The sequence below is a fragment of the Pseudomonas sp. AN-1 genome, assembly GCF_034057115.1.
Taxonomy (GTDB): domain Bacteria; phylum Pseudomonadota; class Gammaproteobacteria; order Pseudomonadales; family Pseudomonadaceae; genus Geopseudomonas.
This window is the reverse complement of the sequence record NZ_CP139195.1, coordinates 303,443-319,151: the sequence shown is the minus strand read 5'-3', so window position 1 is coordinate 319,151 and position 15,709 is coordinate 303,443. Positions and strand designations below refer to the sequence as shown.

19 protein-coding genes are annotated in these 15,709 nt (G+C 55.8%); 7 read left to right on the top strand and 12 right to left on the bottom strand.

Annotated features, from left to right (window positions below; all coding sequences use genetic code 11):
- Positions 1–7: 7 nt before the first annotated feature.
- The 4 genes from SK095_RS01500 (at position 8) to SK095_RS01485 (ending at position 2,453) form a co-directional block, all read left to right on the top strand.
- The gene (locus SK095_RS01500) at positions 8–367 is read left to right on the top strand and encodes a copper-binding protein (RefSeq protein WP_201487442.1); all 360 of its coding nucleotides are present in this window, start codon (positions 8–10) and stop codon (positions 365–367) included.
- A gap of 562 nt (positions 368–929) precedes the next feature.
- Entirely contained in the window at positions 930–1,229 is a 300-nt protein-coding gene (locus tag SK095_RS01495; protein ID WP_201487443.1) for a hypothetical protein, read from the top strand.
- 48 nt (positions 1,230–1,277) lie between these two features.
- Complete coding sequence (locus tag SK095_RS01490) at positions 1,278–1,862, top strand: hypothetical protein (protein ID WP_236574793.1); 585 nt, start codon at positions 1,278–1,280, stop codon at positions 1,860–1,862.
- Positions 1,863–2,120: 258 nt separating this feature from the next.
- The gene (locus tag SK095_RS01485) at positions 2,121–2,453 is read left to right on the top strand and encodes a DUF2790 domain-containing protein (RefSeq protein ID WP_201487444.1); all 333 of its coding nucleotides are present in this window, start codon (positions 2,121–2,123) and stop codon (positions 2,451–2,453) included.
- A 78-nt stretch (positions 2,454–2,531) separates the two neighbouring features.
- On the opposite strand, the gene tatA is transcribed toward SK095_RS01485, so the two are convergent.
- The 9 genes from tatA to SK095_RS01440 form a co-directional block, all read right to left on the bottom strand.
- Positions 2,532–2,750 (bottom strand): twin-arginine translocase TatA/TatE family subunit, encoded by a 219-nt coding sequence (gene tatA, locus SK095_RS01480; RefSeq protein WP_201487446.1) that lies wholly within the window; start codon positions 2,748–2,750, stop codon positions 2,532–2,534.
- An 80-nt stretch (positions 2,751–2,830) separates the two neighbouring features.
- On the bottom strand, positions 2,831–3,568 hold the full coding sequence (locus SK095_RS01475; RefSeq protein ID WP_320547629.1) for a cytochrome c: 738 nt from the start codon (positions 3,566–3,568) through the stop codon (positions 2,831–2,833).
- Between the two features lie 13 nt (positions 3,569–3,581).
- Positions 3,582–4,631, bottom strand: a complete 1,050-nt coding sequence (locus SK095_RS01470; protein WP_320547628.1) for a copper resistance protein B — start codon at positions 4,629–4,631, stop codon at positions 3,582–3,584.
- The gene (locus SK095_RS01465) at positions 4,621–4,995 is read right to left on the bottom strand and encodes a hypothetical protein (RefSeq protein WP_320547627.1); all 375 of its coding nucleotides are present in this window, start codon (positions 4,993–4,995) and stop codon (positions 4,621–4,623) included. Before SK095_RS01465 ends, SK095_RS01470 begins: the two co-directional genes overlap by 11 nt.
- 11 nt (positions 4,996–5,006) lie before the next feature.
- Entirely contained in the window at positions 5,007–6,863 is a 1,857-nt protein-coding gene (locus tag SK095_RS01460; protein WP_320547626.1) for a copper resistance system multicopper oxidase, read from the bottom strand.
- 198 nt (positions 6,864–7,061) lie between these two features.
- A complete protein-coding gene (locus SK095_RS01455; RefSeq protein WP_201487616.1) occupies positions 7,062–7,268 on the bottom strand; it encodes a co-regulatory protein PtrA N-terminal domain-containing protein in 207 nt (68 codons plus the stop codon).
- 341 nt (positions 7,269–7,609) lie between these two features.
- Complete coding sequence (locus tag SK095_RS01450; protein ID WP_320547625.1) at positions 7,610–8,116, bottom strand: plastocyanin/azurin family copper-binding protein; 507 nt, start codon at positions 8,114–8,116, stop codon at positions 7,610–7,612.
- 147 nt (positions 8,117–8,263) lie between these two features.
- Positions 8,264–8,827 (bottom strand): plastocyanin/azurin family copper-binding protein, encoded by a 564-nt coding sequence (locus SK095_RS01445; RefSeq protein WP_320547624.1) that lies wholly within the window; start codon positions 8,825–8,827, stop codon positions 8,264–8,266.
- Between the two features lie 163 nt (positions 8,828–8,990).
- The gene (locus tag SK095_RS01440) at positions 8,991–9,350 is read right to left on the bottom strand and encodes a co-regulatory protein PtrA N-terminal domain-containing protein (RefSeq protein WP_201487469.1); all 360 of its coding nucleotides are present in this window, start codon (positions 9,348–9,350) and stop codon (positions 8,991–8,993) included.
- 203 nt (positions 9,351–9,553) lie between these two features.
- On the opposite strand from SK095_RS01440, the gene SK095_RS01435 reads away from it, so the two are divergent.
- Both SK095_RS01435 and SK095_RS01430 read left to right on the top strand, forming a co-directional pair.
- On the top strand, positions 9,554–10,237 hold the full coding sequence (locus tag SK095_RS01435; RefSeq protein ID WP_201487468.1) for a heavy metal response regulator transcription factor: 684 nt from the start codon (positions 9,554–9,556) through the stop codon (positions 10,235–10,237).
- Entirely contained in the window at positions 10,234–11,619 is a 1,386-nt protein-coding gene (locus tag SK095_RS01430; RefSeq protein ID WP_201487467.1) for a heavy metal sensor histidine kinase, read from the top strand. Before SK095_RS01435 ends, SK095_RS01430 begins: the two co-directional genes overlap by 4 nt.
- A 482-nt stretch (positions 11,620–12,101) precedes the next feature.
- Here the strand turns inward: SK095_RS01430 and SK095_RS01420 are convergent, their stop codons facing one another.
- Genes SK095_RS01420 through SK095_RS01410 form a run of 3 tightly spaced genes read right to left on the bottom strand, consistent with a single transcriptional unit; the run spans position 12,102 to position 14,825 of the window.
- Entirely contained in the window at positions 12,102–13,391 is a 1,290-nt protein-coding gene (locus tag SK095_RS01420) for an ISL3-like element ISPpu12 family transposase (RefSeq protein WP_320547623.1), read from the bottom strand.
- Positions 13,392–13,412: 21 nt separating this feature from the next.
- Positions 13,413–13,925, bottom strand: a complete 513-nt coding sequence (gene lspA, locus SK095_RS01415) for a signal peptidase II (protein WP_320547622.1) — start codon at positions 13,923–13,925, stop codon at positions 13,413–13,415.
- A 3-nt stretch (positions 13,926–13,928) separates the two neighbouring features.
- Entirely contained in the window at positions 13,929–14,825 is an 897-nt protein-coding gene (locus SK095_RS01410; RefSeq protein ID WP_004574643.1) for a cation transporter, read from the bottom strand.
- Between the two features lie 95 nt (positions 14,826–14,920).
- Here SK095_RS01410 and cadR point away from each other — a divergent pair, with 95 nt between their 5' ends.
- Positions 14,921–15,328 (top strand): Cd(II)/Pb(II)-responsive transcriptional regulator, encoded by a 408-nt coding sequence (gene cadR / locus SK095_RS01405; RefSeq protein WP_004364961.1) that lies wholly within the window; start codon positions 14,921–14,923, stop codon positions 15,326–15,328.
- The last annotated feature ends 381 nt before the right edge of the window (positions 15,329–15,709 follow it).

Below are 15,709 nucleotides of genomic sequence, written 5' to 3'. Positions count from 1 at the left end.
ACTTGCAATGAAGTACGCACTCACTACCACCCTGGCCCTTGCCTTCAGTCAGATCACTCTGGCGGCAGGCAGCCAGGAGATGCCCATGGGTCAGATGCCGATGGAGCACCCCATGAAAATGGAGCAAAAAGACGGCTCTGCCCCGATAGCCAAGGCCAGCGGGACGATCAAGGCCATCGACACAGCCAAAGGGATCGTCACCCTAGCCCACGGTCCGGTCCCCAGCCTGCAATGGCCCCCTATGACTATGGGCTTTCAGGCTAAACCCGAGCAGCTCAAAGGGTTGAAAGTCGGCGACAAGGTAGACTTTGAATTCCGTAGTCAGAATATGGCGGCCATTATCGTTTCAATCCAGAAATCAAAGTAAGCCTGACATTTCAGTGCCACTCAGCTCCTTGGTCAGGCCGCCATCTCAAGTCAGTTGCCGGGCGATTTACTCTATTGGGCGTAAAACCTGACCAAACCGAGCGATGGCCTCACGATGCGTACGTAGCTCGCTGTAGGGCAGATAGCGTGGGGCAAGCCGGCCAATACGACGGAACGCAGGCCGGCGTAACTGATCTCTGACCTCACCTTCGCGCTCATTTGGGGCGACCAGCATTATTTTAGCAAAATTGGTGGCTAGACTCACCGCATGGGGAATCAGGATCACCCAATAGCCGCCTCGGAGGCCATGCACTTAATGGAGGTTTCCGTTGATCAGATCCACAAAGGAGGTCAGCTCGGCTCGAGAAGGAGTAGCTTGTGCACGCTCATGCTGCTCTCTGAGCGCGAGAGGTTTTTGCATCCACAGACACGAGGACCATATCGCTATGGCGAAACCATTAAAGCTGCTCTGTGGTTCCATTCTCACGACCTTACTCTCGCTCGACGCGGCTGCCACTGAGCCGCGCGGAGTCCTTCTCCCAACTAGTGAAGTTGCTGATGGCATGCAACGGGTCGCCATCGTGGGTGGCAGCTATTTCTTCCGGCCCGAACATATCGTCGTGAAAGCGGGGCAAGGGTTGGAGCTCGCAGTGCGGATGGAGCCCGGCATCATCCCACACCGGTTCGTCCTGGAGACGGCCAGCGGCAAATCCCTGGCTGACGTTTCGATTGGTGAGACGGCGAAGGTGCTGCGCTTGGATTTGCCGGCAGGTAAATACCTGTTCCATTGCCCAAACCGGCTGTTGTTTTTCAAGAGTCATCGCGAGCGCGGCATGGCAGGAGTGCTCGAGGTCAGGGAGTAGCAGGTGTTATGGGGCGCTCTGATCTTCACGCTACTTATGAGTGGCGTCATGGCCGATCCGCTTTCCGACGCTGTAGACCGTTTCCGTGAAGTGAGCACTTATCAGGTCACCGTGCGCTCGGTGGCTGCTGACGGCGAACGACAGGTCATCCGTTATTTCTACCGTAAACCTGGCTGGGTGAGGATGGAGTTCGTCCAGCCCCATAGTGGCGCGGTACTGATCTACGACCCCGACGCGCGCAAGGTTCGCCTCTGGCCGTTTGGTCTGAAACACACCTTGGTGCTCACCCTGGACTCGGACAATCCGCTGGTCCGCAGCGCTCGCGGCCACCGGGTCGATCGCTCCGACGTGGGGGCTTTGCTGGAAAACCTTCTGACGCTGCGTGCTCGTGGCCAGGCGGTAGCACTGGGTGAGGCAGTTGTGGCTGGGCGGCCTACTGTCGGTGTCGACATCATCGGCGCCGCGGGAGTTACCGTAGCTGGTGTCCATCGCTATCAAGTTTGGCTGGCGCAAGACACTTTGTTTCCGCTCCGGGTCAAAAGCTTTGAGGTTGGCGGAATCTTGATAGAGACCGTCGACATGACCGACGTTGCGACCGGAATGCGATTCGACGAACGCTTCTTTACCCCTTGACCGGAAGGGCTTCGAATGCGCGGGCACGACAGCACTCATTCCCTGGCTTTCGGTATCACTAGGCTGGGACACGTTGCTCACTCATATCATTTTCGGGGTCACCCTGGTCGGGGCATGCAGGCTCTTCGGCTCCATTGGCAAAGCGGCCGGGCGGCCAACCAAGCCCCCAAACATTACCGTTAATTAATTTTCCGGTCATGCTTGCGACAGCGTCCATGCGGCACAATCAACTCCGTGCTCACCATGAGGAAAAATCAAATGAAATATATAAGATTGGCCATGATTATAGCCACAACGATGTCAATGCCATTCGCCATGGCGAACGATATTTCCGACAAGGAGTCGGACCGAATCCTGCATAAAAATCAGGCACTGGTTCAGAAGTATGCTGAGGATCAAGGAAAGCCTGCCCCGCAAGTAATAAAATACAAATACGGAATGGAAATGGATATCACCAAGGTTGTCAGCGTAAGCCGTCCAGCCGAGGTCTGTCGTGTCGTTCCGGCAAGAATCACCTACGAAGACTCACAGGGCTCCTTGAACACGATTGAGTATCTAGTCATGGGCACGGGCTGCCGGAGCGACGGCTGAGTTTTGTCTACCGAATCCTTTTGGTAATTAGCAAAAAAGAGCGGGGCAAATAGCTGCCCCGCTCTCAAGTTAAAACCTCTAGCCTTTTTTGACATCCAGGAACTTCTGGCCATCTGCCTCTGTTGAGGTGCATGTGCCACTGGGATGGTCTTTCCCCTCCTCAAGCGAGCTCCGAAAAGATCGGATGGCTCCGCCAAGATCCCCTCCCAAGGTTCTTAGGCGCTTCGTCCCAAAAAGCATTACCACAATCACCAGAATAATCAGCAACTGCCAAATACTAATTCCCCCAAAACCCATCGCCGAACCCTCACTATTACGGACTCTCACATACCTCGTAGGAACGCCAGGACAGATCCAGCGGTTACTGGATCTGGCGACTAGTGTCCATGGACGTGCTCTTTCCCATCGGCGTGGGTATGGACCATTGGCGGAGGCATGGCGGAGGAAGAGCTGCTTGCATCCTCTGATCCATGATGAGGAGCAGTCATTTCTCCAGCATGATGCCCCTCCTGGCTTACCTCATGATGCCCTTGGGCGCCTGTATCCTGAGCGTTATGCTGCCCTTCATGATCGTGCATTATGGTTTCGCCACCGCCATGCTGGTGACCGGCGCTGCTCGCCACCAATGCTTGATATTCCTGCGCATCAAGCTTCGGCAACTGCTCCAGGAAGGCCACCATTCCCCATATATACTCATCGCCCATGCTCTTGCCCCAGGCAGGCATGCCCGAAGCCTTGATCCCATGCTTGATGATCCAGAATGTGGCTGCGGGGTTGCCATTAGCTCCCACCTTACTCAAGTCGGGCGGAGCTGGATAAAGGCTCTGGCTGAGTTCGGTTTCACTCACCCCTGGAGCCAGGTGGCAACCGATACACATCGAGTTGTAGTTACCGGCGCCTGATCGAATCATCTTTTCATCGGCGAGATTGGGAACCTCGACATCCCTGGCTCGCACAGCAATCGAACGCTCGCGCGCAGTGTTCAGCAGCGCATGAATTGCTGGGAAATGCGGGTCATCAGCCCCCACGTTGATAACGCCGGAATACACGACGCCGGCACCAACTACTGCTGCAACAAGGCTGGCCAGCGTCAGGGTTTTTATAGTTCTTTTCATTTCATTTGATCTCTCAGAACCAGATTCGGACACCAGCCACCAAACGCGCCTCGCTGACATCCTCGTCCTCTTCGCGCAGCAGGTCGGCGGTGTTGCCGTAGGCGCGGGTCCAGTTCACCCCAATGTATGGAGCAAATTCGCGGCGAATCTCGTAGCGCAGGCGCAGGCCAAGCTGGGTGTCGCTAAGGCCCGAGCCGACGCCGCGCTCCTCATCATTGCGGCCGAACAGATTGACTTCAGCGACTGGCTGCAGGATGAGGCGGTTGGTCAGCAGGATGTCGTACTCGGCACTCAGGCGTGCAGCACTCTGCCCCCCTTCGCCCAGGAAGGCGGTCGCCTCGGTTTCCAACCCATACAGCGGCATGCCCTGCACGCCGAAGGCGGCCCAGGTCTGCGGCGAACCCGGTTTGAAGTCCTGACGTACCCCGGCCACGGTTTCCCACCAAGGACCGATGGCGTGGCTCCACAGCAGCTGCAGTTCGGCCTCTTCGGTGTGACCGTTGAGGCGCTCGCCTTCGGAGCGGAAGGCGAGGCGGTCGATATTGCCGCCAACCCAACCACTCAGATCCCAGCTCAGCGCGCTGCCGTCGTCGGCATCCTGCCACTCCAACTGATCGGCGAGAAACAGGTAGTTGATCCCGTCCTTGTGCATGGCGTGTGGTGGCAACGGCGGAAAGGCTGCTGCGCGGTCAGCGTCAGTCAGCGGTGGCACCGGAGCGCCCTGGTACCGACGCTGAGGCTGACTTGCTTGGCTCGTCGACCGCATCTCCATGTGCTGCTGATGCATTTGCATCATCTGCTCATGGCTCATCTGGCCACCATGCATCTGCTGCATCATCTGGCCATGGTCCATGCTGCCGTGATTCATCATCGGCATGCCTTGTTCCGATGTGGCAGCCTTTTGAGGTTCGGCTTGTGGATTATGTGCACTAGGTTGGCCGTTCGACGGCGAAGCGTTTCCGCCATGACCAGCGTGAGCCGAGTGGTCCTCGACCTCGACCGCTTGAGCGGCACCGACCATCCCGAGACTCAGGGCGAATACGAGGGGAAACTTATTGCCCATTTTTCCCGTCCTTGGCGCCAGACGCGGCTTTTGCCGGGGGCATACCGTCATGATTCATCTGCCCTTGACCCATGTTCTGGTCGTGCATCTGTTTCATCATCTGGTCATGGTCCATGCCACCATGGTCCATCATCTGGCTGTGGTCCATCATGCCGCCTTGCGGCATTTGGCCACTACCCTTCATATCGCCCTGACTCTTCATCTCGCCAGGCTGGGGCTTTTGAGCCGCCGGCTTGCCGGTTTGGGTATTCTGCGGGTGATGTCCTTCGTGCTCGCTCTGTGCCATCGCATTCGACAGAGCGCCAAGCAGGCCAAAGGCCAAGGCGCTGGCGAACAGGGTTTTGCGCAATTGGAAGGTGGTCATCTCAGCTCTCCTCATTCTTCGACGCGGACTTCACGGAACATTCCGAGGTCCATGTGCATCAACAGGTGGCAGTGGTAGGCCCAGCGGCCCAAGGCATCGGCAGTCACGCGGTAGCTGCGCTTCGAGCCAGGCGGCATGTCGATGGTGTGTTTGCGGACCAGGAAGTTGCCATTTTCATCTTCCAGGTCACTCCACAGACCATGGAGGTGAATGGGGTGGTGCATCATGGTGTCGTTGACCAGCACGATGCGCAGCCTTTCACCATATTTCAGCCGGATCGGCTGGGCGTGGGCGAATTCCACACCGTCGATGGACCAGGCGAAACGCTCCATATGACCGGTCAGGTGCAGCTCGATGGTCCGACTTGGCACCCGGCCGTCAGGATCGGCGAAACGGCTGCGCAGATCGGCATAGGTCAGGACTCGACGACCATTGTTGCGCAAGCCAAGGCCTGGATCGTCCAGCTTGGCCACCGGCATCATGGTCTGCATGTCCACCAGCGGATTGCCGTTCTCGCTGCTCGGGTGGCTCTGCATAGCCATAGCTCCGGCAGCACCATGCTGCATACCGGCCATCTGTCCATGATCCATTCCAGACATTTGACCATGATCCATCCCAGGCATTTGGCTGTGATCCATACCAGCCATGCTCGCATGGTCCATCCCCGCGGAGCGACCGGCTCCGTGATCCATGCCGGCCATTCCGCTCATGTCCGAGTCGCCTTGGGCGCCATGAGCGTCATGCCCACCGTGCCCCATGTCATCCATGCTCAGCGTCGGGCGTGAATCTGGCGTGGGCACCGGGGCGCTCAGCCCCTCGCGAACAGCCAGGGTACCGCGTGCGTAGCCGCTGCGGTCCATGGACTGAGCGTACAGGGTGTAGGCCTCCTGGCTCCCATCCGGGGTGACGATGACGTCGTAGGTTTCCGCCACGGCAAGACGCAGCTCGTCAACCTCCACTGGGTCGACATACTGGCCATCCACGGCCACTACGGTCAGTTTGAGGCCGGGGATGCGGAAGTCGAAGTAGGTCATCGCCGAGCCGTTGATCAGACGCAGGCGGATGCGTTCGCCGGATTGGAACAGCGCGGTCCAGTTGCCGTCCGGTGCTTGGCCGTTGAGCAGGTAGGTGTAGGTGGCACCGCTGACGTCGGCGAGGTCAGTGGGGCTCATGTTCATTTTCGCCCAAGCCCAACGCTCACTGACCGTCTCGCTCCAGCCCTTGTCGGAGACGTCGTTGATGAAGTCGCCAACCGTGCGGCGGTGCTCGTTGTAGTAGTCGGAGCGCTTCTTCAGTTTGGCCAGCACGCTGGCCGGGTTCTCGTCGGTCCAGTCGGAGAGCATCAGCACGTAGTCGCGCTCGTACTGGAAAGGTTCGGGCTCCAGCGGGTCGATCACCAGCGGACCATAGACACCGAGCTGCTCCTGGAAACCGGAGTGGCTGTGGTACCAATAGGTGCCATTCTGCTTAACCTTGAACTTGTATTCATACATGCCATCCGGGGCGATGCCAGCGAAGCTGAAGCCCGGCACGCCGTCCATGTTGGCCGGCAGCAGAATGCCGTGCCAATGGATGGAGGTGTCCTGCGGCAGGCGGTTGCGCACCCGCAGGGTCACGGTATCGCCCTCGCGCCAGCGCAGCAGCGGGCCGGGAATCGAGCCATTGATGGCCATAGCGGTGCGCGCTTTACCGGTAATATTGACCGGCAGTGCGTCGATGGTCAGGTCGAACTGGGTACCGCTCAAGGCCGTCGGCTGGCCGGGGCTGGTCAGCGCCCAGACGGGTTGCCGCCACAGACCCAGGCCCGCGAGCACCCCGCCTACCGCCAAGCCTTTGATGAAGGTTCGTCTTGAAGTCTTGCTTTGCATGCCGTTACGTCCACTCAATCCGAAGAGGCTTAGGGCTGCCTGATCCGCATGAGACGGTAGTTGGCAGCTTTTCTTGGGGGCTAGCCCCCATTGCCAGATTTACTGTCGTCAACTCACCGTGCAGCTCGGCAGCCGGGTTAATGAGTTCACCACACTTAATCCAATCGAAAGATTACATTCTTGTAAGACTTTGGACGCTCAGCAGTTGGTGTGCTTGGCTGATTTTTCTTTCTCGCCAACCACGGTGGGCTTTTCGTTCTGTTGCTGAGCCACCCGATAAGCCTCCATCGAGGCTTGGCGAGCTTGCTCCATACGCGCGAAAGTACGGTCTCCCCCTCCTTCGGCCAGCGCCAAAGAAGAGGTGGTCAATGCAGTGACTACGAACAGGGTTTTGAGCGCTTTCATCTGGGAGTCCTCGCCAGTTGGATTGCCCCGCCTGAACCAGGATGCTTACAGGGAGGCGAACATTTACATAGAGCAACTTTAACGCAGGGAGGCTGTCAGAAACCTGAGATGAATATTACAATTCTGTCAGTTTTCATATGACTATCTGAAGCATGTGTACCGATCACGGCCCAACCAGTCAAACTGGCCTCCAGACCGCTCCATAACTGACCCGACCATCAAAATCGCCGCCCATCCAAGCGTATGGGGACATGGCCAGAGAGCCACCCAAATAGCTCTGAAGCTGACCGCCCCGGCACTATTAAACATTCACGCCGGGGCGATTAACAACCAAACCAGCTTCAGTGCACGTTGACTTTTCCCAGCATTCCCGATTGGTAATGCCCCGGGACATTGCATGCGAACTCTAAGTCATTGGCTTTTGAAAATCGCCACACAAGCTCTGCAGTGGCTCCCGGCTCGACCAAGACACTATTAGTGTCGTCATGTTTCATGCCGCCCATATGCCCCATCGCCTCCATACCGTGGGTGCCACTTGAGGATAAGGCTCCACTCTGAAACATCGCAGCCATTTCCTTCTGGTGAGCCACATGGGACTCAGGATTACCAAGATTGAATTCGTGAAGCAGCGCACCATCATTTTTCAGCAAGAAGCGAACGGTTTCGCCCGCCTTTACCTCAATACTGCCTGGCAAGAAAAACATGTCTCCAATTTTCACCTCAATGGTACGATCAATCGTAGTGATATCTCCTGGCCGGCCGGCATTACCCTGACCAGGGCTAGCAATAGCTACAGAAGAAATAACGAGGCCGACGAGAGAGGATAGTAATGCTGACTTGGTTCGCATGGTAAGACCCTCCAGATTTCGCTGCTAGCAACACCTCTGCCATTTTTAAAATTTCACTGAAATCAAGCACGGAAGCTAGAAGCGTGTAGATTTAGCGGGGATCGGTGCTTCTCCCGTGATGCATGAGGTGAAGCACCGACCGCCGAATCAACGCATTACAAACTCGCCAACCATGCCAGCTTGATAGTGACCTGGCAGGGTACAAGCAAATTTCAAACTATCGCCTTCGGCAAAAGTCCAGACGAACTCCTTCGTAGCTCCCGGCTCTACGAGAATGGCATTTGGATCGTCATGCTTGGCTTCAATAACTTCCGGATATCCGGGAGGGCTGGAGTCTCCTGATCCGGACCAGCGCTCGCGCCATGCTATCGACTTCGCCATCCCCGTCGGCGTCAGCGTGCCATCCTTGAATAGGTCTGCCATCTCGCGCTGGTGTTCCAGCTGGGTGGCGGATCTACCGATGTTGAACTCATGCATCAACGCCCCTTCGTTTTTCAGCACGAAGCGCACGGTTTCCCCAGGCTTCACCTCAATCACCTGCTGGCTATAACCGATGTCTTCCATCTTGACGAAGACAGTGCGGGTAGTTGGCGTAGGCTTTGCCTGCTGGCCGATGTCATTAGCACTGCCGCTGCTTACGGCAGCGAAGACCTGAGAAGCAGTGCCGATCAGCAACGCAAAAGCCAGGAGCTTTAAACCTGAGCTGTTCATGATGAGACCTCGCTTATGGTGTTTGGAGATCTCATTCTATTCCCTGCTACCTGCCAAGAAGCTGACCCCAAAACTACAATTTAGTCAGATTGAAAAACGGCGCCGTGGAGGCGCCGTCAGGCCAAAGGGGTAGGGGCATAAGGCCTGCAAGATGGGATAACCGTTACGGGTGGCACTCCTTGTCAGCCATCATCAGCTTGTGCTCACGCACCATCTGAACTAGCACGTCGTCTACCAGCTTGTCGTGCCTCTCCATCCAAGCCAGATGCTCTGCGGTCGTCATGCCGGGAGCTGGGTGCTCTTTATGCAGTTGGCTCATGATGCCCTCCAACATATGCATATGCTCTTTCATATGCACATGGCGCTCGTCAGGCGAAGACTTTTCTGCTCGAACCAGTGCAGCTTCAGCCTTATCCCGCATCTGCTCAATACGTTCAAAGACACGATCACCACCGCCCTCTGCAAAAACAGCAGTAGACAGTAACAGAGAGCCAATCAGGAGCAAGCTCTTCATTGATTTCATGGCATAATTTCCTTTGAAAGAAGCCGTAACTGGCGCCCCTCATTATGTTCATGCAGGAGCGCGAGAGCATGACGCTTACATCCTCACCCTAGACAAAGCCACCTTACGAAAGGCTTAAGCCAGAATTACATTTTCGTAAGGTTAAGGCTGGTGGAGCTATTTCCCTGCAAACTGAGTAAGCCTGATCAAAGGAAACTGCCGACATGAGATTACTGGTAGCTGAAGACGAACCAAAAATCGGGACATACCTGCAGCAAGGGCTCTCCGAAGCTGGGTTCAATGTTGACCGGGTCATGACAGGTACCGATGCGCTTCAGCATGCTTTGAGCGAAGCCTATGACCTCTTGATCCTGGACGTGATGATGCCCGGGCTGGATGGCTGGGAAGTGCTACGCATGGTACGAGCCGCCGGCAAGGACGTTCCCGTGCTATTCCTGACTGCACGCGATGGGGTTGATGAGCGGGTAAAAGGATTAGAGCTGGGTGCAGACGATTACCTTGTCAAACCATTCGCCTTTTCCGAGCTGCTGGCCAGGGTCAGAACCTTGTTACGGAGAGGCCACAGTTCGTCCATCCAAGCCACCATGAGAATTGCCGATCTTGAGGTCGACCTGCTGAAACGCCGAGCCATACGCGGCGGAAAGCGAATAGACCTTACGGCGAAAGAGTTCTCTTTACTGGAACTCCTACTGCGACGACGCGGAGAAGTTCTGCCGAAGTCTCTGATTGCCTCTCAAATCTGGGACATGAACTTCGACAGTGATACAAACGTCATTGAGGTTGCCATTCGGCGGCTGCGCGCGAAGATAGATGATGACTTCGAGGTCAAACTAATCCATACCGCCCGAGGCATGGGCTATATGCTTGACGCGCCGGATTCAGAATGAAGCGACTCTCTCTGACTGTTCGCATGAGCCTGATGTTCATGTCTGCGGTAATCGCAGTCCTTACGGTAGCCGGATTGAGCTTCAACATACTCAGCCAGCATCACTTCGTGACATTAGACCGGCAGATCCTGCTCGAAAAACTCGAATCCACCAAGCGTATTCTCGAAAGCAAACGGAATAGCGAAAATCTATCGGAAGAGCTTCCGCAGCTACAGGCCTTGCTTGGAGCGCATCAGGATATGGCAGCCACCATCTTGGCCGGAGATGGCTCAGTGCTGTTTTCAGATTCTAAAGCAGCCAATATCCCAGAAAGATACCGAGTATCGGCTACACGAAGCATGTGGGAATGGCAGGACGGTGAACACATGTATCGTGGCATGACTGAGAAAATTTCGATACCCGGTCAAGCTGACCCTCTGACCGCCCTATTAATCCTTGATGTAACTACTCATACACATTTTTTTGAGACGCTGCTACGATGGTTCTGGATTGGACTGCTCATAAGCTCCATTGCCAGCGTTGCCCTCGGGTGGATGGTAGCCAGGCGTGGGCTCGCCCCCTTGCAGCAGATCACTCAGGTAGTTGCTTCCATGTCAGCGAGGTCTCTGAAGGAGAGAATCCCCCTAGAGTCGGTCCCCCCTGAGCTTCAACAGCTGGTCGCATCATTCAATGCGATGCTAGCCAGGCTCGATGATGCCTTTGCCAGACTCTCTAACTTTTCAGCCGACATTGCACACGAACTGCGAACACCAGTGAGCAATCTGATGACCCATACTGAAGTTGTGCTCACCAAGAAACGCAATATCGAAGACTACCAAGAGAATCTCTGCTCAAATCTCGAAGATCTCAAGCGCATGTCGCGCATGATTGATGACATGCTGTTTTTGGCTAAATCTGACAATGGCTTGATCACACCTGAAAACGCTTGTATTGAGCTCAAGGAGCTCGTAACAAAACTGGTCGAATACTACCACCTGCTTGCAGATGAAGCTGGCATTACCATCACCGTATCGGGATCAGGAATCATCTCTGGCGACCGACTGATGCTAGATCGCGCGATCTCTAACCTGCTATCTAACGCCCTGCGCTACACTCCGGCAGGCGAGAGGATTTCAGTTAAAATTCGCACGAGCGGTGAAGCTGTCTCGCTGACCGTCGAAAATCCAGGAGAAGTTATAAGCCCAGATCACCTAGATAAACTCTTCGACCGCTTCTATCGCGCGGACCCAGCCCGACGCGAAGGAAGCCCAAGCAATGTAGGGCTTGGATTGGCCATTACACGATCCATCGTTGAAGCACACAAAGGTAAAATTTGGTGTACTTCAGAAAATGGGATTACGGCTTTTCACATCGAGTTTTTGTTACAAAATCAAAGTTCTTGAGTCGAGGTAGCGACAAGAAGTGAGTGCAACATTTGACCATTCCGACAGGGGGCACGAACTCAACGTAGAAGAACGCTCCGACGTTCAGGCATGCCTGCCACACAGCATGACAGCATGCGCTTGCCCGAATGACCATCAGCGGCGAGATCCGACCTGACTGCAACGGACACAGGCAGCACCAGACGCAAAAGCCCTGCGCGAAGTTTCGGCCTCCTGATGCCATGGCACAGGCAAGTGCAACCTGACCAAAGGCAAGGTCAACGCGACGGCTATGAGCATTTTGGTCGAGCACACCAGCACCTACGATGCGACGGCTATTTCGGCGCTGGAAGGCTTTAGTTCGGAGCTCAATCGCATGCCGCTGGCTGCGTCAAAGGCCAATCCTATGACTGACCGCGAGATGGCCCGGCATGCGAAAATAACTGGGTATACGGATTTAATGGTTGATGGGGCACCTTCACCCCATCAATCTGATACCACCCTCAGATGGTTGATAGATCGACTCCGTAGTTGAGTTCCTCTGCGAAGTCCGGCAGTCCGTAACCGATGGTTTTCTTGTAGAAAGGAGAGACCTTCGCAGTCGGTGCCTTCTTCTTGTGCTTCGTGGTGTAGAGCATTCGTGCCCGCATCACCTCGAAGGAGTAACCGCGCCCTTCACGGTTCTTGTCCTTGGCCAGTCGGTTGATGGACTCCGTGTAAGCGTTGGTGACGGGCATGTCCGTCTCGAAGTAGGTCATGGTCTCTTCGCGCCAGTTTCCCACTGCCCTGACCAGATCGCTCCAGACTTCCTTTTGGCCCTTCGGGATGGTGGCTATCCACTCGTCCAGGGCGGCTTCTGCCTGGAGCCGTGTGGTGGCGTCCCAGATGCCGTAGAAGCGCTCCTTGTGCTCGTAGGCGGCCAGCAGTTGCGGGAACGCGCCTGTCCAGGTCTCCATGATGAGGCGCTCCCGGTCTGAGACTTCGTGAGCGCGTTTCAGCAGGATTTTCCGGTCTCCCTTGAGAGTCCGGCTCTGGGACGGTTTCAGCTCCTTTCTGAGGCCCTTGCGCACTCTCTCTAGGGCATCGTTGGCCATGCGCACCACATGGAACTTATCGATCACGATACGGGCCTGGGGCAGCACAGCCTTGACCGCTGCCCGGTAGGGGTTCCACATGTCCATGCTGACGATCTCGACCTTCTGCCGGTCTTTCAGCTTCATCAGGTAGTTGGTCACCACGTCCTGGCGGCGGGTGGCCAGCAGGTTGAGCAGGGTTCGCTCCTCAATGTTGGTCAGAATGCAGCGGTAGCGCTTGTTCAGGTATAGCTCGTCAATGCCCAGGATGCGGGGCGTCTCGAAGCGGTGCCAGCGCCCCAGGAACTCGGCGCGGGCGTTGAAGATGTCGCGCACCGTCTTCTCGTCCAGGCCGGTCTGTGCCGCCACAAAGGTGTAGGGGTGGTTGAAGGATTCCTTCTCCACGTACTCATGCAGCCGCAGTGTCATACGGAATCCGTCCACCATCTCCGGTAGCTGGGGCCTGAATGTTGTCTTGCAGGCCCGGCAGGTGTATCGGCGGCGGACCACCCAGAGAGTGACCCGCTTGCCGTGGATGGGCAGATCACGATAGGGAACGTCACGCTTGCCGAACCGTACGAACTCACCCTGCACGCCGCATTCCTCGCAGGCGATGGGATCGGGCACGTCCACCTGGAAGTGCATTTCGTCGTCGGTTGATTTGCAGCCCAGTACTTGGTATTGCGGCAGGTGAAGGATGTTGTCGGGAAGTTCGGTCATGGTGTTGTATAGGCGTAGGTGTCAGTCAGATCCATCCGGCTCGGCATTGGTGTTTGCTTTTTTACCCAACAAGCTGCTGGAAACGAAAAGTAAGGCACCGAGGACAATTGCAATATCAGCCAGGTTGAAGGCCGGCCAATGCCAGTCTCGCCAATAGAAATCAAAGGAATCCACAACATAGCCGCGAAAGACCCGGTCAATCAGGTTGCCCATGACGCCACCGAGGATAAGACTGTAAGCGATGGCTTCTCCTTTATGACGATTTTCAAGGATCAGCTTGATCAGAAAAATCGAGACCACTACCGCGATTCCGATAAAAAAGTAGCGCTGCCAGCCTCCACCATTCGCAAAAAGACTGAATGCGGCACCGGTGTTCCATAGGTGCACCCAGTTAAAGAACGGGGTCACCGAAACATACTCGCCATAGGCCATTGATTGCTGCACCAGCCACTTTACAGCCTGATCAGACGCTGCCAGCAGGCCCGATATGGACAATAGGGCATACGGCGAGAGCTTTTTGCCAATAATGAGCATTATTTAACCCTTCAACGCCAAAATGCGTCTGGCACCGTTAAGTACAATGCCCCCCGCGATGGTGCCGATAATCAGATCCGGATAATTGGAACCGGTCCACGCGACCAGGGCGCCGGCGGTGATGACCCCCAGGTTGATCACCACGTCGTTGGCCGAGAATATCCAGCTTGCCTTCATGTGCGCCCCGCCTTCCCGATGTTTGGATATGAGCAGCAGACAACTGGTATTGGCAATCAATGCGACGAATGCGATAGCCATCATCACCAGCGATTCAGGCTCACTACCGAATACAAAGCGTCTCACCACCTCTACGAGCACGCCCACAGCCAAGATCAGTTGCAGTACACCAGCAAGATGCGCGGCACGTACCTGCATTTTCACGCTATGTCCAACCGCATAAAGGGCAAGCCCGTACACCGCCGCATCGGCAAAATTGTCCAGGGATTCTCCAATCAGGCCGGTGGACTGGGCGATCAGACCGGCAGTCATTTCCACCACGAACAGAAGTGCATTGATGCCGAGCAACCAGCGCAGGGTCCCGGATTCTTGCTTAGCAGAAGCTGCCGAAAACTCGGCGGCCTTGATGGTCTCCGGATTTGCAGCGACGGTTTCCTGAAGCGAGGCGCCTAGCCCCAAGGTCTTCAGTTTCGAGGTGACGGGCTCGACCTCGCCGTCATGCACGACCTTCAGCCGGCGGTTCGACAAGTCGAAGGACAGCGCCCGAATCTCCTCAAAGCCGTTCAGGGCTAGGCGAATCATTCGTTCTTCTGATGGACAGTCCATCTTCGGCACGGCATAAACACTGACCCATCTCCCTGGCGCCTCGGAGGAGGCCTGTATATCGGTATCCGCTGCGGACGTTGCATCACCGCCACAGGCGCCACCACAGGATTTGCTCATGATACGACTCCACTTGAACAATGTTGTGGTACCATTTAAAACTATAAAGCTACTATAAGGTCAATAGAGTAAAGAATCCGTTGGGGAGGAGGCTGATGCGCATTGGTCAGTTGGCGCAGTTGGTAGGGGTCGAAACACAGACGATCCGCTTCTATGAACAGCAGGGCTTGTTGCCGCCGCCTGATCGGCAGGACAACGGTTACCGTGTCTATACCGAGAAGCATGGTGAGGGGCTGGCCTTCATCCGTCGCTGCAGAATCCTGGGCCTGTCACTGGCTGAGATTCACGAACTACAGAGCTATCAGGACGACCCTCATCAGCCTTGTACCGCCGTCAACGCCTTGCTCGATGATCACATCTCTCATGTGCGGTCGCAGATAACCGCTCTGCAAGCGCTTGAGAAACAACTCGTTTCACTGAGAGCGAGTTGCAACGATGACCGGGAAGTTGAGGCGTGTGGGGTTCTTGCTGGAATTAGCGAAGGAAACATGCACCAGCAGTAGGTGAAGCATCAACCAGATAATCCGATGAGATGCCGGTCTGTCTCACTCTCATGCAAAGGTAAGATCAACCATTTAATCCGCTTACCCAAATAACTCAGATGACCGGCGGCTATCTACGTCTGTGCCCCACACAACCTTGGCAGTGCGGGGCAACGAGAACATCAACGGACTGATTCATCAGTACCAGCCCAAGGGCACGGATCTGTCGACCTACAAGCCAGGGGCAGCTGGATGCGATTGCATTCGAGCAGAACATCCGCCGGCGCACGCGATGCAGCCCCAAGAGCCCCCTTGAGGTCATGAGCGATCTGATGGCCAAGCATCATGAGACGTCCGCCTCACTTCAGCTACCGTGCTGCACTCAACTCGTGAATTCGCACA